Origin of the sequence: Nocardia amamiensis NBRC 102102, assembly GCF_001612745.1 — a bacterium.
GTDB lineage: Bacteria > Actinomycetota > Actinomycetes > Mycobacteriales > Mycobacteriaceae > Nocardia > Nocardia amamiensis.
Genome location: NZ_BDBA01000066.1, coordinates 1 through 20,847, shown reverse-complemented (window position 1 = coordinate 20,847; position 20,847 = coordinate 1). Strand labels below are relative to the sequence as shown.

Sequence of the window (20,847 nt, the reverse complement as noted above, 5' to 3'; positions counted from 1 at the left end):
CGTCAGCGAGGAGCGGTCGTGAGCGTCTCGCAGTCGGAGTCCGGAAAGAGCAGCCCTGCCATCGCCCGCACCCGCGCCGGGCGGCAGTCACGCATCGTCGAGCTGCTGTCCGCGCACGCGGTGCGCAGCCAGACCGAACTGGCGGCGCTGCTCGCGGCCGAAGGCATCGAGACCACCCAGGCGACATTGTCCCGGGACCTGGACGAACTGGGCGCGGTGAAGCTGCGTGCCGCCGACGGCGGGGCGGGCGTCTACGTGGTGCCGGAGGACGGCAGCCCCGTCCGCGGCGTCACCGGCGGCACCGACCGGCTGTCCAAGTTGCTCGGCGACCTGCTGGTCTCCACCGACGCCAGCGGCAACATCGCGGTGCTGCGGACGCCGCCCGGCGCCGCGCACTTCCTGGCCAGCGCCCTGGACCGCGCCGCCCTGCCCTACATCGTCGGCACCATCGCGGGCGACGACACCATTGCCGTCATCGCGCGCGAGCCGCTGACCGGCGCGGAAGTGGCCGCCAAGATCGAACAACTAGCCTGAGCGCTCGCTTCTCGCGGCCGGCCTGCTGCGAGCGCGGATGGCCGGAGCTGTGCGAGGGTGTAGGTGGGGCCGTTGCCCCAGCGTAGCGACAGCACCACCCGATTATGAATGAGCTTGCATCCTCATGCATAATCATTTGCAGGACGTGCGGGCCGCTGTGGCGGGAAGCCGGTCCGTACAGCCAAACCAGCATCGAAACATCGAGGAGCACACAGACATGTCCGAGCGCGTCGTACTCGCCTACTCCGGTGGGCTGGATACCTCCGTCGCGATCAGCTGGATCGGCAAGGAGACCGGCGCCGAAGTGGTGGCCGTCGCCATCGACCTCGGCCAGGGTGGCGAGGACATGAACGTGGTGCGCCAGCGCGCGCTGGACTGCGGCGCCGTCGAGGCGATCGTGGTCGACGCCCGCGACGAGTTCGCCGACGAGTACTGCCTGCCCACCATCCAGGCCAACGCGCTGTACATGGGCCAGTACCCGCTGGTGTCCGCGATCAGCCGCCCGCTCATCGTCAAGCACCTGGTCGAGGCCGCCAAGTTCCACGGAGCCACCACCGTCGCGCACGGCTGCACCGGCAAGGGCAACGACCAGGTCCGCTTCGAGGTCGGTATCGGCGCGCTCGCGCCCGACCTGAACGTGATCGCGCCGGTCCGCGACTACGCGTGGACCAGGGAGAAGGCCATCGCGTTCGCCGAGGAGAACGCACTGCCGATCAACGTCACCAAGAAGTCGCCGTTCTCCATCGACCAGAACGTCTGGGGCCGCGCCGTGGAGACCGGCTTCCTGGAAGACCTGTGGAACGCCCCGACCAAGGACGTCTACGACTACACCTCCGACCCGACGGTCAATTTCGAGGCGCCGGACGAGCTGATCATCCGGTTCGAGCGCGGCGTGCCGGTGGCCATCGACGGCCGCCAGGTCAGCGTGCTGGAGGCGATCGTCGAGCTGAACCACCGTGCGGGCCGCCAGGGCGTCGGCCGGCTGGACATGGTCGAGGACCGCCTGGTCGGCATCAAGAGCCGTGAGATCTACGAGGCGCCCGGCGCGATCGCGCTGATCACCGCGCACCAGGCCCTGGAGCACGTCACCATCGAACGCGAGCTGGGCCGCTACAAGCGGCAGGTCGAGCAGCGCTGGGGCGAGCTGGCCTACGACGGCCTGTGGTTCTCCCCGCTCAAGCGGGCGCTGGACGCCTTCATCGGCGACACCCAGCAGCACGTCACCGGCGACATCCGGATGGTCCTGCACGGCGGCTCCGCGGTGGTCAACGGCCGCCGCTCGGAGCAGTCGCTCTACGACTTCAACCTGGCCACCTACGACGAGGGCGACACCTTCGACCAGTCGCTGGCCAAGGGCTTCGTGCAGATCCACGGCCTGTCCTCCAAGGTCGCCGCCCGCCGCGACCTGAACCAGAAGTAGTCGCTGTTCTACCCGCTGGGCTCATCATCGCGGCCCGAACGCGACAACTGAATCTCGCAGGAAACTCATCGGGTACCCCCAGAACTCCGACGGCGCCCAGCGCAGGACCTGCCCGGAGGCCTTGCGCCACCTGACTTGTACGGCCGGAAGGCCCGGAGAGGCGGAACAGAACAGTGAGCACGAACCAAGGTGCCCTCTGGGGCGGGCGTTTCGCCTCCGGACCGGCCGAGGCCATGGCCGCGCTGAGCAAGTCGACGCACTTCGACTGGGCGCTGGCCCCCTACGACATCCGCGCGTCGAAGGCGCACGCACGGGTGCTGCACAAGGCGGGCCTGCTGTCCGACACCGATCTGTCGGGCATGCTGGCCGGGCTGGATCGGCTTGCGGTGGACGTTGATTCGGGCGCCTTCGGCCCCGCCGAGTCGGACGAGGACGTGCACGGCGCGCTGGAACGCGGCCTGATCGAGCGGGTCGGCGCCGAACTCGGCGGCAGGCTGCGCGCCGGACGATCGCGCAACGACCAGGTGGCCACCCTGTTCCGGATGTGGTTGCGCGACGCCGTGCGCCGGGTCGCCGCCGGTGTGCTCGCGGTGGTGGACGCACTGGTGGAGCAGGCCGCCGCGCACCCGGACGCGGTGATGCCGGGAAAGACCCACCTGCAGGCCGCGCAGCCGGTACTGCTGGCCCACCATCTGCTCGCGCACGCGCATCCGCTGCTGCGCGATCTCGATCGGCTGCGCGATTTCGACAAGCGTGCGGCCGTGTCGCCCTACGGTTCCGGCGCGCTGGCCGGTTCCTCGCTCGGACTCGACCCGGAGGCGATCGCCGCGGAACTGCACTTCGACGCGGCCGCCGCCAATTCGATCGACGCCACCTCGGCGCGGGATTTCGCCGCCGAGGCCGCGTTCGTGCTGGCCATGATCGGCGTCGACCTGAGCCGCATGGCCGAAGAGGTGATCATCTGGAGCACACCGGAATTCGGCTATGCCACGCTTGCCGACGCGTGGTCGACCGGTTCCTCGATCATGCCGCAGAAGAAGAATCCGGACGTTTCCGAGCTCACCCGCGGCAAGGCAGGCAGGCTGATCGGTAACCTCACCGGACTGCTGGCCACCCTCAAAGCGCAACCGCTCGCCTACAACCGCGACCTGCAAGAGGACAAGGAACCGCTGTTCGACTCGGTCGCGCAACTCGAGCTGTTGCTCCCGGCCATCGCGGGCCTGGTATCGACGCTGACCTTCCACACCGACCGCATGGCCGAACTCGCGCCCGCGGGTTTCACGCTGGCCACCGACATCGCCGAATGGCTGGTCCGCCAGGGTGTTCCGTTCCGCGTCGCGCACGAGGCGGCGGGCGCATGCGTGCGCGCCGCCGAATCTCGCGGCGTCGGTCTCGACGACCTCACCGACGAGGAGTTCGCCGCCATCGACCCCGCACTGACCGGGAAGGTGCGCGAGGTCCTCACCGTGCAGGGCTCCATCGCGTCCCGCAACGCGCGCGGCGGAACGGCGGGTGTCCAGGTCGCGGCGCAGCTCGACGAGGTACGCCGGGCGGCGTCAATGGCCCGCGCCTGGCTGGGCTGATTTCGCGTTCCGGCTCGGCTCGTCGAGTGGGCTCGGTATCGCAGGGACTCCCTGGCTACGCTGCGGCAATGACCTTGCTGCTGCTTGCCCTTGCCATCGCCTCCGAAGTGACCGCGACCGTCTCGCTGAAGCTTTCCGATGGATTCAGCAAGCTCGTTCCATCGATCGTTGTCGTCGTCGGCTACTGCGGAGCGTTCTACTTCCTGGCTCAGGCATTGAAGCGCGGCATGCCGATCGGGGTGGCCTACGGCATCTGGTCGGCGGTCGGCGTCGCCGCGATCGCGGTGATCGGCGTGCTGTTCCTGGGCGAACGGCTCAGCCTGGTGCAGGTCGGCGGCATCGCGCTGGTGATCCTCGGCGTGCTGGCGCTGGAACTCGGTGGCGCGCACTGATACGGCTGCCTGCGGGTCGGTGCGTGACCGGCCGGTCGCGCCGGAATAGTGATCATGTTCCGCGCAGGTCGATCGCCCATCGAGATGTCTGCGGGTGCCGATCTCGTCGACCGGTCAATCCTCCACGCGGACCACGTATCCCGCGGTGGACAGGGCCGTGAGTACATCGTCGCGATGGGTGGGCCCCCGCGTCTCCAGGGTCAGCGACACCTCGACCTCGTCCACCGCCAGCCAGGCGCCGGTCCGTGAGTGCGCGACATCGACGACACTGGCGCCGGTCTTCCCGATGACGGCCAGCAGCGCGCCGAGCGCACCGGGACGGTCGGAGATCGTCACGCGCACAGCCAGATAGCGACCCGCCGCGCTCAGGCCGTGGCCGATCACACGGGTCAGCAGGAGCGGGTCGATATTGCCCCCGGACAAGATCGCGCAGACCGGACCGCGCAGGTCCAGCTCCTCCGGCGCGCGACTCATCAGCGCGGCGACCGCCGCCGCCCCGGCGGGTTCCACGACGAGCTTCGCGCGCTCCAAGCACAGCAGCAGCGCCTGCGACAGCGCTTCCTCGTCCACCGTCACAATCGCCGAAACATGCTCGGCCACATGCACGAAGGGCACCGCGCCCGGCTGCCCGACCGCGATGCCGTCGGCCATGGTCGACATGCGATCGACCCGGACCGGATGGCCTGCCGCCAGCGAATCCGGCCAGGCGGCCGCCTCCGCGGCCTGGACGCCGATCACGCGCACCCGCGGCGCCAGGTGCTGCAAGGCAACCGCGACACCTGCCAAGAGCCCGCCACCGCCGGTCGGCACCAGCACTGTCCCGACCTCGGGAAGTTGCTCCAGGATCTCCACACCGACGGTCGCCTGTCCGGCCACGATATCGGGGTGGTCGAACGGGTGAATGAGTGTAGCCCCGGTGCGGTCGGCGAAATCCAGTGCGGCGTCCAGTGACTCGTCGATGGTCTCGCCCACCTGGCGAACCTGTGCGCCGTACGCCTTGGTCGCCATGAGTTTCGGCAGCGACGCGCCGATCGGCATGAAGACCGTCGACTCGATGCCGAGCGACGCCGCCGACCACGCGACCCCTTGCGCATGATTACCCGCACTCGCGGCGACGACGCCGCGCGTCCGCGCCTCCGCTGGCAGGTTCGCGATCCGGTGGTAGGCGCCGCGCGGCTTGAACGACCCGGTCCGCTGCAGATTCTCACACTTCAGCCACACCTGTGTGCCCGCACGCTCGGACAACACCCGCGACGCCACCAGCGGCGTCCGGCGGATCACCGGAGCGAGCAAGCGCACGGCCGCCTCGATCCGCGCCATATCGACCAACTCCATGCCGCCATGCTGCCACCGTGCCTATCCGGCGGACGATCAGACGGGCCCTGACGAGGTGGCGGGCGAGCGCGCCGAGCCCGGGCCGAGCGGGCGCCGCCTAGCGGATGGCGATGTGGCGGTCGAGCCTTCTGGATGAGTCGACGGCGTGGATGTCCGTCCGGCGAGTCTCGGTGTATGCGCCCCAGCCATCAATGCGACCGGTCGGTACTGTGAGATTTTCCTGACCGTCACACGAGTGACGTGGAACGCAACACGATTCCCCTAGCGTGTTGCCATGCCCCCGAGACGACGTTCGGCGCTGCTCGCGAGGTTGGTCGCCGACGAGCCAGGTCGCCCGCAGATCATCCTCGGCGAACTGCGCCGGGTGATTCTCGACGGAGCGGTGCCGCCGCGCACCGTCATCTCGCTGCGTGAGGTGGCGGAGTTGTTCGGGGTGAGCCACATACCGGTGCGTGAGGCACTCGAGACGCTGATCGGGGAGGGGCTGGTCACGCACGAGCCGCACACCGGGTACGCGGTGGCTCAGCTGACCGCCGCGGAACTGCGCGAGATGTACGTGGTGCGGGAGACGCTGGAAACCGCTTCGCTGGCTGCGGCGGCGCGCAATCACTCCGCCGCCGATCGTGCCGAGCTGCTCGAGGTGAACGCGAACCTGGAACAGGCCCTCCGCGATGACGATCCGGCCGCCTACCATCGTGGGTCGCGCGCGTTTCATGTGGCGCTGACCCGGCCGTCCCGCATGTTCCGGTTGCTGCACATGCTGGAGTCGGCGTGGAACGTCACCGAGCCGGTGCAGCCGATGGTGCACATCGGCCGGGCTGATCGGGTGCGTTTGCACACCGACCACGCCCTGATGCTCGACGCGTTTCTCGCCAGGGACGTAGATCGCCTGTTGCTCGTCGCCGAACAGCACCATCGCCGGCTGGAGGTCGCGATCGCGATGTTGCCCACCGACACCGGCTTGCTTGCTCCGGAAGACGTATCCGCCGCGCGATAGCTCGGGCAGTGCGCCGTCGCAGGTCCCGGCGCCCTATTCGTCCATCACCCAAGCCGTCAGCGGCCACCCCCTGATCAGGCAGCCGCTGCGGTGGCGAGCTTGCGCAACTCGGCGTCGGGGTCGGCGACGTCGACGATGAGCCGGGTAACCTCGGCGCCCGCCAGGTCGATACGAATGGCGTGGCCGTCGAATCGGGTGTCCCAGAATTCCTTGCGTCCCTTGCCGCGGAACGTGCCCGCCGCGATCACACCGGGGAAGAACGCGCCGGGTGCGCGGACCCACGGTGGGCGGCGGTCGACACCGGCCAGGCCGAGTGCGGTGATATCGGACGCGTCGAAGGTCAGTCGATCGCGCAGCGCGAGCAGTTGATGCGCACCGAGCACGTGAACCGTGACCGTCGTTCCCGTGACCTCGAACTCGACCATCGCGCACCTCACTACACCGAGAACTCGTACAACGTCAGGATGAAGAACGGTCCTGGCCAAAGCCTGTGCCGTTCCTATGATTTCTCCCAGTTTCGAGCCATGGTGTTACAAGGATATGCGCATCTATCCATGTGTCTCACCGTGGGGCCCCCACCACGGCCATGCCCTGGACGTACGGCTGGATTCGCCACCAATGGGCACCGAGGCGGCCGGATCAGCACCATCGCTGCGTGCGCGGTCGATGGTGCTCGGTGGCCGCCTCGAACCGATCAGCGCACCGGTATGCCCGTGACGTGCGCGTGGTGGGCGATATCGAGGACCCCGGCCAGCCACGGCGCGTAGGCGGCCGGATTGTCGGTCAGAGCGTCGCGCAGTGCTTCCGGTCGGATCCACACGTAGTCCGCGACCTCGGCCGGGTCCGGTCGGGGTGTGCCATCCAGTCCGCCGATCAGCACGTGGTCCCACTCGGACTCGACACGGCCGGTGCGCCGGTCCGCGGCGTGATAGCGGTAGATCCCCGCCTCGGCCAGCGTCGCCGTCAACCCCATCTCCTGGGACAGCCGCAGCGCCGCCTCGGTGGCCACCGATTCGCCGGGTGCGGGGTGGCCGCAGCAGGTGTTGGCCCACAGCGAAGGGAATCTGGTCTTCACCGCCGCGCGCTGCTGCAACAGCACCCGCCCCGCCGAGTCGAAGAGCAGCACGGAGAACGCGCGGTGCAGAAGTCCCGGAGCCATGTGGGCTTCGGCGACCGAACACGCACCGACCGCGCGCCCCGCGTCGTCGACCAGTTCGACGGGCAGGGCCTCGCGGTCGGTGATCAGCTGGACGAGGGTGTCGGTCACCTGCTCACCTTATCGGCGGCAATCAGCAGGTAGTGGAAGCTGCCCTCCCGGTAGGCGGTCAGGAACGGCTTCTCGACACCCGTCGCGAGCTCGGATTTCGTGCGCAGCTCCCAGTACGGGATGGTCGCTGCCGTGAGGTCGGTCACGGCGATGGGCACCAAGTGATTCTCGGCCATGGCGCGGAAGTACTCGCCGCGCGGATGGATCATGCAGCCGTAGTGCGCGTCGATCCAGCTGACCGAGGAGGAGCGTCCGCCGGTCACGTCATTGGAGCAGCCGGTGATGCACACGTAGCGGCCACCCGGCTCCAGCAACCGGGAGAACTCGCGGAACAGGTCGAACAGATCCACGTACATCGTGGTCTCGTTGGTCCAGATGCCGCGCATGGAGCCGGCCTCGAATCCGGTGTCCAGCATGTTGCGGAAGTGGAACCGCACCTTGTCCGCGATGCCGCGACGGGCGGCCTGATCATTGGCGAAGCCGACCTGGTATTCGGAGATGGTCACCCCGTCGACCTGGCAGCCGAAGCGCTGATTTGCCATGAAGCTGGTGCCGCCGCGGCCGGAACCGCCGTCCAGCAGCCGGTCGCCGGGGCGGACATCGCCGAGGTGGTCGAGCAGGAAGTCCGCCTGCGCGGTCTCCAGCCGGTGCAGCTCGGTGACGATGCGCGCCTCGCGGGTGTCCTCCGGCCCGGTCAGCACGGACAGGTCGGGCTCGCCGATGCCGTAGTGGTGGTGATAGAGACCGTCGACCTCGCCGAGCTTCGTATTGACCCGGTCGTCGTTCGGGTTGTTGTTCCAGTACGCGGCGACGGACTTCTGGTAACTCGTACGCAGAACGGTCCCGGTCTCCGGGTTGAGCATGGTCATGCGTGATCATCCTCTCTCGGTGCTGGTACTGCCTCAGTGCGGGTCGCGATAGCGTTTGCTGTCGGCGTGCCAGGCGCGGTTGCCGCCCATCCAGGCCCACAGGCCGGCGAGGAAGCGGCCCAGCTCCGGCGAACCCGCCGTGGCCAACGGCGCCGCTTCGCGTTCGAATCGGTGCACCAGCTCGTCGTGCACCTCGGCGGTGCGCAGCACGGCCTCTCGGCGCGAGCAGCGCTCCTCGGCGGCCAGGACGGTCGGCAGGTTGAACTCCCTGCCGCCGGAAAGGTCCTCGCGCGCCATGGAATACAGGTCGTTCACCATCTGGCTGGCAAGGGCGGCCGTGGTGACCACCCGGCGCACCGCGGGATCGGTGTACTCCGCCGCCCCCAGCTCGTAGCCGCCGACCACGTCGGTCGGCGCCATGCACGGCAGGAAGCTGTGGGGCTGCCGGTTGGTGAGGTACTCCCATACCGGCGGCATTCGTCCCGCGGCCCGCCATCCCGCCTCCGCGCCGAGTGCGATGAACCAGCCCGCGATCTCGGTGCGCAGCCGGGCCAGTTGCGCCGGGCTGGCGTAGCGGGCCAGATGGGCGAAGGAGGTGCGGAACGCGCGCAGGATCGGGTCGGCGTCGAGGGCCGCCTCGAGCTGGGCCTGGTAGCGCGCTGGCAGATGGACCGGATCCATGGCGGCGGCGGCCAATTCGAGGCGCGGCCCCAATTCCGCCACGGCGCTGGACGGGGTGCCGTCCGGTGCGCGGTCGTCGGCGTCCTCCTCGCAGTAGTAATCGTCCACCGACCATTCCGAGACCGCGCATTTCGCCACCGCCAGCAGGCGGTCGGGGTCGTCGCAGTCGGGATGCGCGAGCATGATCAGCCGCCCGAAGTCGGCGTCGCGCAGCGTGTCGAGGCGGCCTTCGTACAGCCCGATGCCTGCGGCCCAGTCCACGATCCCCTCGTTGACCGCCGCGGCGAGCGCGGGATCGTCGCGCAGTGGCGGTGGGCAGTACAGCGGGGGAATCGGATCCTGGCGGTCGCTGTCCGTCGTCGCGGTATCCGGCTCCGTCGGCCTCCGTGGAACCCGCGCGGAATTGCTCGCGGGTTTCGGTTCGGCCCGTCCGCCCGGCGCGACGAACACCGGCGGCACGACTGCGCGCGCCGGTGACGAGACGCCGCGCAGGCCGTGCAGCGCCGAGGCCGTGCCCAGCCCGGTCGGTCCCGAGGGTATGCGTGGCGCCGGAGGTAATGGCATTCCGCCAGCAGTACCGGTCGTATGCACCGCTCCCGGTGCGTCGCCGTCGGGTACTGCCGCAGAAGGCGCGCTGCTCGCGGCGCTGCCTGGTGTGTCAGTCTGGGCAGCGCTGCCGGGCTGCGTGGCGCGGCTGATTCCGCGGAGCGGCAGCAACAGCGCGGCGGCGCCGAGTCCGGATGGACCGAGCAGCGCACGCGGCGCCGCCCCCGCCCGTTGGGGGGACGGCGAATCAGCTAGCGAGACAACCGCTTCCGCTGGAAACAACGCGCGCGGGGCGGTCGTGCCGGTGTTGGTGAGCAGCGCGGCGACGGTGGCGGCCAGCTCATCGGTGGTCTTGGCCGCCGCGGCGCGAGAGAGCACTGACATGCTCGTCCCCCGGTCAGTCCGCTTGCCGGGCGACCAGGACATTGTCGAGCACGCCCAACGCGTCCGGCACCAGCACGGCTGCCGAGTAGTAGCAGCTGACCAGGTAGGAGATGATCGACTGGTCATCGATGCCTTTGAAGCGGACGTTCAGGCTCGGCTCGTACTCGTCCGGGATGCCGGTCTGGTGCAGGCCGATCACGCCCTGGTCCTTCTCGCCGGTGCGCATGGCCAGGATCGACGTGGTCTGGGTGTCGCTGACCGGGATCTTGCCGCAGGGAAAGATCGGCACGCCGCGCCATGCGGGCACCCGGTGCCCGTCGACCTCGACCGGATCGGGGTAGAGTCCGCGCTTACTGCATTCGCGCCCGAACGCGGCGATTGCTTTCGGATGGGCGAGAAAGAGTTTCGTACTCCGGCGCATGCTGAGCAGCTCGTCCATGTCGTCCGGGGTGGGCGGGCCGGACTCGGTGTAGATGCGCTGCTTGAGATCGCAGTTGTGCAGCAGGCCGAAATCTGGATTGTTGACCAGGTCGTTCTCACGCCGTTCGTAGAGTGCCTCGATGGTCAGCCGCAGCTGCTGCTCGACCTGGTTCATCGGGTCGTTGAACAAGTCGGCGACCCTGGTGTGCACGCGCAGCACGCTCTGGGCCAAGCTGAGCTCGTACTGGCGGGGGGAAGCGTCGTAGTCCACGAAGGTGCCCGCAAGCAGCGGCTCGCCGGCGTGGCCCGAGGCCACCTCGATGTCCGCCTCGCCCTTGGTGTTCTGCGGGCGGGTTGGCGCGGCCGCGACGCTGGAGAGTTGCTCATCCAGTGCAGGAGCGCTGTCGAGCAGCTCCGTCAGTGATTGCCGGGGGAGAACCAGCACGGTCGTCCTGGTGACGGTCTTGACCGTGACCGGCCAGATCGCCGACGCGTCGGTCAGCATGGCGTCGCCGAAGAAATCACCGCCCGACAACATGCCGAGTTTGGTCTGCTCACCGTACTCGCCGGAACCGATCTTGCTCAGTTTGCCGTGCACGATCAGCAGGACCTGATCCATCGGGTTTCCGAATTCCGCCACGATTGTTCCGGGCTCGAGATCGCGCTGTTCGAAACGCTGTGCGAGGGCACGCAACGTCTCTTCGTCGTCGAAGTGGCGCAGCGGCGGAAGCTCTCGCAGTTCCAGCGGAATGACCCGCGCGGTGGAGCCGTCGATGTCGAATTCCACCGCGCCATTGCCCAGGGTATGGGTCAGGCGGCGGTTCACCCGGTACACACCGCCTGTGACCTGCGCCCACGGCAGCATGCGGGTGAGCCAGCGCGAGCTGATGCCCTGCATCTGCGGTTCGGACTTGGTGGTGTGCGCCAGCAGGCTGGCTGTGCTGGTACTGAGGCTCTTGCGCGCGTTGTCTTCCGTTTGGACTGGCATTTCTATGGTCATGCGTGATCCTCAACTCGAGTCGGCCACCGAAACGATCGATGGTTACGGGTTTTTGGAGTCGGGCGGTGTCAGAGTCGTCGATAGTTCAGAGTCGCTGGGTGTTCACAACAAATCAGCAGACACAAGGTCTGCGAAGGTCATCGAACGAAATCACCTACGCACCAGGGCGTTCCAGGCGTGATCAATGGTAGACCGCGAAACCGCCTGCGCACAGAGAAATTTCGAAGATGCCTCCCGCGCGGGGCGGATGGTCACGACATGCGGTCGATTCCGATAACGGTGGGTGATTTTCGAGGATAAATCTCCGAATTACCTTCTGATCGCTGTGAATTAGTGATCGTCGGCGACTGCTGTCCACTCGGATCCACCGGGCTGCCCAGCCGGCCAGGCTCCGGGTTCGTCACGGGGTTCGGCGGTCGCACTGACGCTGTTGCTTCCCGCGCGCCGCGGACGTTCGGTCCCGAGCAGCGCCGCGACGACACGGTCGCCGGGATTCCTGCCATCGGCGGCGTCTGCCACGGCTTGCTCGGCGCGGGCCGCACCCGCTGCCCGGAGCGCTGCGGGTGTTCTTCTCGGCTCGATGATCGTTCTGCCCGCCGCGCTGGACTATCGCGTTCCGAATGGGCTCGGCGTGGGCCCGACGCGTTCGCGAGCAAGTAGGTGAACGTCATGGCAGGCTGACCGTGGCGCCGGGTCATGTGACGTGTCACAGCGGACACATAATGGACATGAGGTGTGGGAAGCTCGTCTGAACACCTCGGGGTGTGTGATGCGGGTCACGTTCTAGCGTAGGGCCAGGAGCGATGGTGAAGTTGAGTGCGAAGGATGTGGTGGGTTCGGTGCAGCGGTTGATGGCGACCGCGCAGAACGGCCTCGAGGTCATCCGCTTCGGCGGGTTGACCCATGACGTCGACGCGTCCCCGTTCGAGGTCGTCGAGCGCAGACGCATGTACCGGTTGCGCCGCTACTTCCCCGACGACACCACACCCGGTCGTCCTGTGGCCCTGCTGGTTCCCCCGCTGATGGTGAACGCCGACATCTGGGACGTGAACGCCGAAGGCGGCGCGGTCGGCATCCTGCATCAGGGCGGAGTCGATTGCTGGGTGGTCGATTTCGGCTCACCCGCGAGCGAGGAGGGCGGCTGGCAGCGTGATCTCGCCGACCACGTGCTCGCGGTCAGCAGCGCGATCGATACCGTCACCGAGGCCACCGGCAGCGGGGTGCACCTCATGGGCTACTCCCAGGGCGGCATGTTCGCCTACCAGACCGCCGCCTACCGATACGGCAAAGGCGTGGACAGCGTCGTCACCTTCGGCGCCCCGGTCGACATCGTCGCGGGCATCCCGTTCGGCCTGCCCTACGGCATGGTCTCCGACGTCGCCGATTTCCTGGCCGACCACGTGGTCACCCGGCTGCCGATCACCGACTCCATGGTGCGGATCGGCTTCCAGCTGCTCGATCCGGTGAAGACGGCCAAGTCGAGGATCGATTTCCTGCGTCAGCTGCACGACCGCGAGGCCCTGCTGCCGAAGGAGCGTCAGCGCCGCTTCCTCAACAGCGAAGGCTGGGTCGGGTACGCGGGCCCGGCCGTGGCGGACCTTCTCAAGCAGTTCGTCGCGCACAACCGGCTGATGCTCGGCGGTTTCGTGATCCGCGACCAGCCGATCTCCCTGGCCGAGCTGAAGTGCCCGATCCTGGCGTTCGTCGGCGAGGTCGACGACATCGGCCAACCGGCCGCGGTGCGCGGTATCGTCCGTGCCGCGCCGAACGCAGAGGTCTACGAGGCGACGCTGGTCGCGGGGCATTTCGGCTTGGTGGCGGGCAGCATGGCGACCAACCACACCTGGCCGCTGGTGCGGCAGTGGGTCCGGTGGATGAACGGCGACAAGCCGCTGCCTCCGGAGATCGTGCCGATGGCCGAGCACGTGCCGAACAATCGTCCTCGGTCGGCGGCAACCCGCGTGATCCATACCGCCGCGACCCTGGCGGAGGCGGGCACCGGGCTGGGGAAGGCATTGGAGGGCATCGCGAACAACACGGTGCGTGGCTCGTTCGAGCTGGCCGGCGAGGCGGCGCGGGCGCTGCCCAGGCTGACTCGCCTCGGCATGATTCAGCCGCACACCAGGATCTCGCTCGGCCGCCTGGTCGCCGAACAGGCGCGGCGCGCGCCGCAGCGGGACCTGTTCCTGTTCGACGACCGGGTGCACACCAACGCCGCGGTCAACACACGCATCGACAATGTCGTGCGCGGCCTCGTCGAGGTCGGCGTGCGTCCCGCGATGCGCGTCGGCGTCGTGATGGAGACCCGGCCCAGCGCACTGGCCGCCGTCGCGGCGCTCTCCCGGCTCGGTGCGGTAGCGGTGTTGCTGGCTCCGAGCAGCGAACTGAGTCACGCGATCGAGCTGACCGGCGTGGAAACGCTGATCTCCGACCCGGAGAATCTGCGGCAAGCGGCCGCGACCGGCGCCAGGGTGCTGGTGCTCGGTGGCGGCGCCGCGCGCGAGCTGGCGATCCCCGCCAGTGACCGGATGATCGACCTCGAGCAGATCGATCCCGCCCAGGTGCGGCTGCCCGCGTGGTACCGGCCGGATCCCGGCCTGGCCCGGGAGCTGGCGTTCGTGCTCGTCACCGGCACCGGCAACCGGTTGGAGACGAAGTACATCACCAATCATCGCTGGGCGCTGTCGGCATTCGGCACCGCGACAACGGCTGACCTGAACCGCAGGGATACGGTGTATTGCCTTGCGCCGCTGCACCATTCGTCCGGTCTGCTGGTCAGCCTGGGTGGTGCGGTCGCGGGCGGCAGCCGGATCGCGCTGGCACGTTCGCTCGATCCGCAGCGCTTCGCGGAGGAGGTACACCGCTACGGCGTCACGGTGGTCACCTACACCTGGACCATGCTGCGCGACATCCTCGACGCCGACGTCTTCCCCAGCGGTCACCGCCACCCGATCCGGCTGTTCATCGGCTCCGGGATGCCCGCGGGGCTGTGGCGGCGCACCGTCGAGCAGTTCGAGCCCGCCCGGGTGCTGGAGTTCTACGCCTCCATCGAGGGCGACGTGGTGCTGGCCAATGTGACCGGCGCGAAGCGCGGCTGCAAGGGCAGGCCGGTGCCGGGCACCGCCAAAGTGGAACTGGTGGCCTACGACCCGATCACCGAAAGAATCCTGGTCGACGGGTCCGGTTTCGCCCGGCGCTGCGCGGACAACGAGGTCGGGCTGCTGATCGGCAAGGCGTCCGAAGGCGTGGACATCTCCGCGGGCGGCCTGCGCGGTGTGTTCACCGCAGGCGACTCGTGGATGCCGACGGAGAACCTGTTCCGCCGCGACAGCGACGGCGACCACTGGCTGATGGACCGCACGGACACGGTGATCCGGACCCGCCGCGGCCCGGTCTTCGGCCAGCCCATCGTCGACGCGCTCAACGACATCACCGCCGTCGACATGGAGGTCGCCTACGGCCTCGACGTCGGCGACCACTGCGTCGCGGTCGCGGCGGTGTGCGTGCGCGAGGGCTTCCGCCTCGAACCCAAGGACGTCACCGAGGCGCTGCGCGCACTGGAACCGGACCAGCGCCCCGACCTGGTGTATCTGGTGGACGACATCCCGCGCAGCCCGTCCTTCCGCCCCTCGACCCGCGCGGTGCAGGACGCCGGGCGACCACAGCCCGGACCGGACACCTGGTGGTACAACCGCGCATCGGACGCCTACGAGGTCCTCACCGAGAGCAGGGCACGAACGCTGTTCGGCGATTGATGCCCCCGTCAGCCGAGTATTGCCAGTCACGTTGCCGAAGCACGGGATTCACCGGCCAATGGCATAGTGAGTCCTTGTGAGAACGAGCCTTATCTACCGCAACGGGACCGTCTACGAGGTGCTGATGCGCGGACTGTACGGCAGGCACTACACGGCTCGGTATCGCGCCATCGCGGAACTCGTCCCGGCGGGGGCGAGCGTAGTCGACCTTTGCTGCGGACCCGCAACGCTCTACACCCGCTACCTGCGCCACAAGTCGGTGGACTACACGGGCCTGGACCTGAACGAGCGCTTCATCGCGCGGGTGACCGAGGCGGGCGGGCAGGGCAAAGTGTGGAACCTGCATTCCGACCAGCCGCTTCCCACCGCCGACTACGTGATCATGCAGGCCAGCCTCTACCACTTCCTCCCCGAGCCGGGGCCGGTGATTGATCGGATGCTCGCGGCGGCCGGCGAGCAGGTGATCGTCGCCGAACCGGTTCGCAACCTCGCGACCAGCGACAATCCGGTCCTCGCCACCATCGGCAAGCGGTTCACCGACGCGGGCGACGGCGAACAGGCCCACCGCTTCACCGAGCCGACGCTCGACGAGCTCTTCGCGGGGTACGGCGCTCAGGTGGTGCGGCAATCGCTGATCGCGGGCGGCAGGGAGAAGCTCTACGTGCTCAGCGGGTAAGCTGCTGGCACCCCCGGCTCTGTACAGGGGCGCTCATCACGCGAGGTCGGTATCCGCGAGCCGGACGGGAGGGCTGTCACACGTGCGATTACCCCGTTCACGGGGCGGCCGCGCGTTCGGCGGGCGCAGCGACCGGGACGGCGGCGCACGATGACAACGTCGAGCGGTGCGGCCGACCCTGATCATGAGGGCCGAGGGAACCTCTGCACGTGCTCACCGAATGAGACGAACTCACCCATGAGGCGGATTCCGGGTCCGGCGCCGACCGGACCCGGCTGTCATACCGTGAACGCGGTGACCGCGTCGATGACTCGGCCGACCTGCGCGTCGGTCAGGCCCGGCCACAGCGGCAGACGCACGACGGTCGCGGAGAACTCCGCGCTCCGCAGGCACGGCTGCGGTGTGCGGCCGAGTTTGAAGCCCGCCGGGCTCGAATCCAGCGGTATGTAGTGGAACGGCGCCGAGATGCCCTGCGCCGCGAGGTGGGCGATGAGGTCGTCGCGTCGGTGTTCGGTGGGGGTGCGCAAGTAGTAGAGGTGCGCGGTGTGCTCGCGGTCGGCGGGCACGGACATGAGGCGCACGTCGTTGCGACCGGCCCAGTCCGGGAGGGCGGCGGCGTAGGTGTCCCACACGCGGTGGCGCCCGGCCTGGATGGTGTCGAACTCGTCCAGCTGCGCGTCCAGCACGGCCGCGTTCAGCTCGCTGGGCAGGTAGCTGGAGCCGATGTCCTGCCAGGAGTACTTGTCCACCGCGCCGCGCAGGAATCGCGCCCGGTCGGTGCCCTTCTCCCGGATGATCTCGGCCCTGGCCATCAGGATCTCGTCGGTGAGCAGGAGCGCGCCGCCCTCGCCGCAGTGCACATTCTTGGTGTCGTGGAAACTGAGCGTGCCCATCGAGCCGATGGTGCCCAGCTGCCTGCCGCGCCAGGTACCGCCGAGCCCGTGCGCGTTGTCCTCAACGACCGCGAAGCCGTGCGCGTTCGCCAACTCCAGCAGCCCGGCCATGTCGGCGGCGACGCCGCCGTAGTGGATGACCACCACGGCCTTGGTCCGCTCGCTGATCACCGCGGCGACCGAAGCGGGGTCCAGGTTCCCGGTGGCCGGGTCGATATCGGCGAAGACGCAGGTGGCGCCGCGCAACGCCATGGCGGTGGCGGTGGAGGTGAACGCGAAGCTGGGCACGATCACTTCGTCGTCGGGGCCCAGTTCCAGCAGCAGACCCGACATCTCCAGCGCGGAGGTGCAGGAGGTGGTCAGCAGGGCGTGCGGCACGCCGGTGATGGTCTTCAGCTTCGCGGTGGCCGAAGCGGTGAACTGCCCGTCGCCGTGGCTGTGGTCGGAGGCCAGCACCGCCTCCAGATTGGCGAGTTCCCTACGCGCCCGGAACGGGCGGCTGAAGATGACGCGGTCAGTGTTCAACCCGGTCGGTCCCCCTGCTGGCGGTGGTCGCGGTCAGTTCCGAAGCATCGGCCGGACGCGGCGTCGGCGTCTCGACCGTGAGATAGAGCGGTTTGCCCACCAGGATGTGCAGGGCGACGCCGAGATACTCGGCGATGAGTCCGAGCGAGAAGAGCACGGCGCCGGAACACAGCAGCAGCACGACGATGGTCGAGGCCCAGCCCTCCGGCGCCCAGCCATCGGTGGTCAGCGCCTCGAACACGACGACGGCGGCCATCACGGCACCGGCCAGTGCGAGCGTGACGCCGAGCAGGCTGACCAGCCGCAGTCCGCGCGTACCGCTGCACAGCACCATTTTCCAGAACAGGGAGAACAGGCGGCGGTAGTTGTAGCCGGAGTCCTCGCGCCCCTCGGCGCGCAGCACCACCGGCGCCTGCGCGACGGCGCCGACCACCCAGGTCAGCGCTACGTCGAGGTAGACGCCGTTGGAGGCGACCTCGGCGAGCTGCCTGCCGATGTCACCGCGGATCAGCCGGTAGCTTTCGAACCGGGTGGAATCCGGGAACGCGAACAGCGTCGCGAGCACCAGTTTGGCTCCGCGCGAGGTCAGATTCCGCAGGAAGCCGTGCGGCCGGGTGTTGCTCGGTTTGGAGTAGACCAGGTCGGCTCGCTGGGCCAGCGCCGTGTCCAGGAACGAGCTGATGAAGCGAGGGTCGTGCTGACCGTCCTCGTCCATGGTGACGATCCAGTCGCCTGCCGCGGCCGACATCCCGGCGATCGTGGCCGCGTCCTGCCCGAAGTTGCGGCTGAGCCAGACCACGCGCACCTCGGCGTAGGTCTGCTCCAGTTCTTGCAACACCACGTCGGAACGATCGGGACCGTGATCGTGCACGAGGATGATCTCGCCGACGGTGAAGGTGATGCCACCGGGAGTCTCGACGGTGCGGGTCAGACCGTGCAATTCGGCGACCAGTCCGGCGATGGTGTCTTCGCCTCGGTACACCGGCACGACCACCGATACCGTGTGCGGCCGGTCCACGCCGGGCCGAGCCGGATCACCGTTCGTCGCTGGAGCGCCGGAACGGAGTGCACGGGCGGGGGGAATCGGCATCAGCTGGATCGACTTTCGATGACGGTGCGTGCCGGTACTCGTTGCAGGACTGCAGAGCCCGAACCGGTGTGGACTCTAGCACGGTGCGCTTTCCGGCTACCGGAGCAGCTGATCATGCCCTCATCATGGTGGGGTCGCTCGACCGATGCCAAGCCGAGAGCGGCACTGTAGGGTTTGGAACTCGTGACGGACAGTGCAGTGCTCGGCTCGCCGCAGGATGTTTATTCGCGGCGAGATGTCTACCGGTGGGGGGTCATCACCGCGCTCGGAGTGGTCGCGGGTTATGCCGCGGTCCTGCTCGCCAACGTCCGGCATTTCTTCACCGACGACACCGAGTCCCAGTACACCTCGCTGTGGGTCGGCCTCGGCCGCGCGCTGCGCGAGGGCACTTTTCCGGTGATGGTGCCCGAACAGTGGATGTCGGGCAACAACACGATGGACGACGCCGGCCTGTTCAATCCGCCGCAGCTGCTGATCGATCTGATCGCGCCGTCGGTGGACAACGTCGCCCTGTACGCCACCGTCGTGAAGCTGATCTTCTCGATCATCGCCGCGCTCGGCGTCTACCGGGTGTGCCTGGTCTACGGCGGGCGCCCGTCCTGGTCGGCGGCGGCGGGCATCGCGTTGCCGCTGTCGGGCTTCTTCCTGTTCTTCGACGAAGCCAGCTGGATGACCGCGCTCACCGGCACCGCGTGGCTGGTGCACGCGTGGGCGGCGTCGGTGCGGTACACACGCGGTCTCAGCGGGCCGATCCCGGTTTTCGTCTATCTGTATCTGACCATTTCGACGCAGTACATCTTCCCGGCGGTCGAGGCGGTGCTGATGCTGCTGGCGGTGGCCGTCGGCGAGCTGGTGTACCAGCGCAAATGGCAGCCCGTGCTGCGGCTGACCGTCGCGGCGGGCTGCGCCGGGCTCGCCGGCCTGCTCACCTTCCTGCCCTCGATGCTCTCGGCGAAGGTCACCTGGCGCGGCACCGCGCAGATCAACAACGACCAGTTCCTCACGGTGCCGTGGTCGGAGTCGCTGAACGCCAGCCTGCCCAGCTCGCTGCCCGCGTTCAGCTCGTGGTGGGGTTATGTGCAGCCGCTTCCGGTCACCTATATCGCCTGGTTCCTGATTCCGGCCCTGGCGTTCGTCGACTGGCATCGCGCGCGGGAGGCGTGGCGGGAACTCAGCGCGGTCGCGATTTTCGCGATCATGATGCTGATGTGGACCGCGGGCCCTGGTTCGGTCGGGCCGCTGCGCTGGCCCGCTCGCGTGCTGCCGATGCTGGCCATCGGACTGCTCGTGCTGGTGTGCGTGCTGCTCGGTCGCTACGGCACGGTGCGGGATGCGAAGAATCGGGGGATCGCGGCGGGCGTGCTGATCCTGGCGCTGTGGGTGCGGTCCTTCTCCGCCGACCCGCACGATTGGGTCTGGCACGTGGTCGCGGCGGTCGCGCTCGCCGCTCTGGTGGCCGCGGCGGTGTGGTTGGGCCGCGCCAAGGGCACCGCGGCGGCGTGCGCACTGACCATCATCGCGATGTTCCCGATCGCCTACTTCCAGGTCAGCGCCGCGCAACCCACTCCGATGTCGTGGAACCTGCCTGCCAAGCGTTCGGAGGCGAAGGCCGCGTTCCCGGATTTCGCAGGCACCACCATCCAGCTGGGCGATCGTGGTCTGTTGCAGCCGCAGGACAAGAGCATCGAAGGCGCGTACGGGTCGCTCGTCTTCGGCAACTACGCCCGGGGGCTGGAACTCACCTACGTCAACGGCTATACGCCGAGCGGGCACTTCTATTTCGGTGAGATGCTGTGCATGCGCTGGGACGGCAGCGTCTGCCCGGATGCCTACCGGCGGATGTTCGCGCCGGAACCGGCCACCGGGCGGCCGCTCGTCGACTTGATGAAGCTGGACCGCGTCGTGCTGCAACGCGCGCTGTTCCCGGACGCGCCGAGTCAACCCGCGCCGGAGGGCTGGAAGTGGGTCGGCTATCCCGGTCATGAGCGCTACATCGCGGTGCTGGAACGAGTGGGCGGTGCGATCTCGACGACCAACGGCCGCGTCGCCGACGCCAAGGGCGTGACCGCGACCTCGATCTCGGAAACCGACACCACCAGCCGGGTGCGGGTGTCCTCGGCCGAGGGCGGCCGGGTCGTGTTCTCGCGGCTGGGTTGGCCTGGCTACCGAGTCACCTTGGACGGCAACTCGATTCCCATGACGACGGTCGCCAAATCCTTCGTCGCCGTCGACGTTCCGGCCGGCACGCAGAACGCCGAGCTGGTGCTGACCTGGCGTCCGCCGGGCTGGAAGATCGGCATCGCCGCCATGGGTGCGGGGGTGATCGGCCTCGGCCTCCTGCAATGGCTGCACGTGCGCACACGGCGACGCGAAGAGCCGGCGCCGGCCGATGGTTCGACGCCCGCCGAGCCGGATCGCGAGCTGGCGGACGTCGTTTCGTGAGGGAGCAAACCATCGATGCCGCGGCTGAAGCGCTCGAG

Annotated in this window: 16 protein-coding genes; 8 read left to right on the top strand and 8 right to left on the bottom strand. The window is 68.5% G+C overall.

The features are described 5' to 3' along the window. Positions 1-18 precede the first annotated feature (18 nt). From NA4_RS14915 to NA4_RS14900, 4 genes are all read left to right on the top strand, one after another. Positions 19-534 carry an arginine repressor gene (locus NA4_RS14915; RefSeq protein ID WP_067470221.1) on the top strand — a complete coding sequence of 172 codons (516 nt, stop codon included), beginning with the start codon at positions 19-21 and terminating at the stop codon, positions 532-534. Between the two features lie 217 nt (positions 535-751). Continuing rightward, complete coding sequence (locus NA4_RS14910; protein ID WP_067470220.1) at positions 752-1,954, top strand: argininosuccinate synthase; 1,203 nt, start codon at positions 752-754, stop codon at positions 1,952-1,954. 173 nt (positions 1,955-2,127) lie between these two features. Then, entirely contained in the window at positions 2,128-3,537 is a 1,410-nt protein-coding gene (gene argH / locus NA4_RS14905) for an argininosuccinate lyase (RefSeq protein WP_067470219.1), read from the top strand. Between the two features lie 68 nt (positions 3,538-3,605). Further along, on the top strand, positions 3,606-3,929 hold the full coding sequence (locus NA4_RS14900; protein WP_067470218.1) for a DMT family transporter: 324 nt from the start codon (positions 3,606-3,608) through the stop codon (positions 3,927-3,929). A 114-nt stretch (positions 3,930-4,043) separates the two neighbouring features. Here the strand turns inward: NA4_RS14900 and ilvA are convergent, their stop codons facing one another. Beyond that, a complete protein-coding gene (gene ilvA / locus NA4_RS14895) occupies positions 4,044-5,264 on the bottom strand; it encodes a threonine ammonia-lyase (protein WP_067470217.1) in 1,221 nt (406 codons plus the stop codon). A 274-nt stretch (positions 5,265-5,538) separates the two neighbouring features. Between ilvA and NA4_RS14890 the strand changes: the two genes are divergently transcribed. Continuing rightward, a complete protein-coding gene (locus NA4_RS14890; RefSeq protein WP_067470216.1) occupies positions 5,539-6,261 on the top strand; it encodes a GntR family transcriptional regulator in 723 nt (240 codons plus the stop codon). Positions 6,262-6,335: 74 nt separating this feature from the next. Here NA4_RS14890 and NA4_RS14885 read toward each other — a convergent pair whose 3' ends face one another. The 5 genes from NA4_RS14885 to NA4_RS14865 all read right to left on the bottom strand — a co-directional run bounded on the left by NA4_RS14885 (position 6,336) and on the right by NA4_RS14865 (position 11,428). Continuing rightward, positions 6,336-6,686, bottom strand: a complete 351-nt coding sequence (locus tag NA4_RS14885; protein WP_067470215.1) for a hypothetical protein — start codon at positions 6,684-6,686, stop codon at positions 6,336-6,338. A gap of 269 nt (positions 6,687-6,955) precedes the next feature. Further along, positions 6,956-7,528: an isopentenyl-diphosphate Delta-isomerase gene (idi, locus tag NA4_RS14880; protein ID WP_067470214.1), complete on the bottom strand. Its 573-nt coding sequence runs from the start codon at positions 7,526-7,528 to the stop codon at positions 6,956-6,958. Continuing rightward, on the bottom strand, positions 7,525-8,397 hold the full coding sequence (locus tag NA4_RS14875) for a geranyl diphosphate 2-C-methyltransferase (protein ID WP_067470213.1): 873 nt from the start codon (positions 8,395-8,397) through the stop codon (positions 7,525-7,527). The genes idi and NA4_RS14875 overlap by 4 nt, the downstream gene beginning before the upstream one ends. Before the next feature lie 33 nt (positions 8,398-8,430). After that, positions 8,431-10,008 carry a family 2 encapsulin nanocompartment cargo protein terpene cyclase gene (locus NA4_RS14870; protein ID WP_174552946.1) on the bottom strand — a complete coding sequence of 526 codons (1,578 nt, stop codon included), beginning with the start codon at positions 10,006-10,008 and terminating at the stop codon, positions 8,431-8,433. 13 nt (positions 10,009-10,021) lie between these two features. Then, on the bottom strand, positions 10,022-11,428 hold the full coding sequence (locus NA4_RS14865; RefSeq protein ID WP_067470212.1) for a family 2B encapsulin nanocompartment shell protein: 1,407 nt from the start codon (positions 11,426-11,428) through the stop codon (positions 10,022-10,024). 803 nt (positions 11,429-12,231) lie between these two features. Here NA4_RS14865 and NA4_RS14855 point away from each other — a divergent pair. After that, a complete protein-coding gene (locus tag NA4_RS14855; protein WP_067470210.1) occupies positions 12,232-15,183 on the top strand; it encodes an AMP-binding protein in 2,952 nt (983 codons plus the stop codon). A 76-nt stretch (positions 15,184-15,259) separates the two neighbouring features. Further along, the gene (locus NA4_RS14850) at positions 15,260-15,859 is read left to right on the top strand and encodes a class I SAM-dependent methyltransferase (RefSeq protein ID WP_067470209.1); all 600 of its coding nucleotides are present in this window, start codon (positions 15,260-15,262) and stop codon (positions 15,857-15,859) included. A 278-nt stretch (positions 15,860-16,137) separates the two neighbouring features. On the opposite strand, the gene rffA is transcribed toward NA4_RS14850, so the two are convergent. Both rffA and NA4_RS14840 read right to left on the bottom strand, forming a co-directional pair. After that, the gene (gene rffA / locus NA4_RS14845) at positions 16,138-17,277 is read right to left on the bottom strand and encodes a dTDP-4-amino-4,6-dideoxygalactose transaminase (RefSeq protein WP_067470208.1); all 1,140 of its coding nucleotides are present in this window, start codon (positions 17,275-17,277) and stop codon (positions 16,138-16,140) included. Further along, positions 17,267-18,367: a glycosyltransferase family 2 protein gene (locus NA4_RS14840; RefSeq protein WP_067470207.1), complete on the bottom strand. Its 1,101-nt coding sequence runs from the start codon at positions 18,365-18,367 to the stop codon at positions 17,267-17,269. The genes rffA and NA4_RS14840 overlap by 11 nt, the downstream gene beginning before the upstream one ends. Before the next feature lie 270 nt (positions 18,368-18,637). Between NA4_RS14840 and NA4_RS14835 the strand changes: the two genes are divergently transcribed. Next, positions 18,638-20,809, top strand: coding sequence for a hypothetical protein (locus NA4_RS14835; RefSeq protein WP_067470222.1), 2,172 nt, complete (start codon positions 18,638-18,640; stop codon positions 20,807-20,809). Positions 20,810-20,847 lie beyond the last annotated feature (38 nt).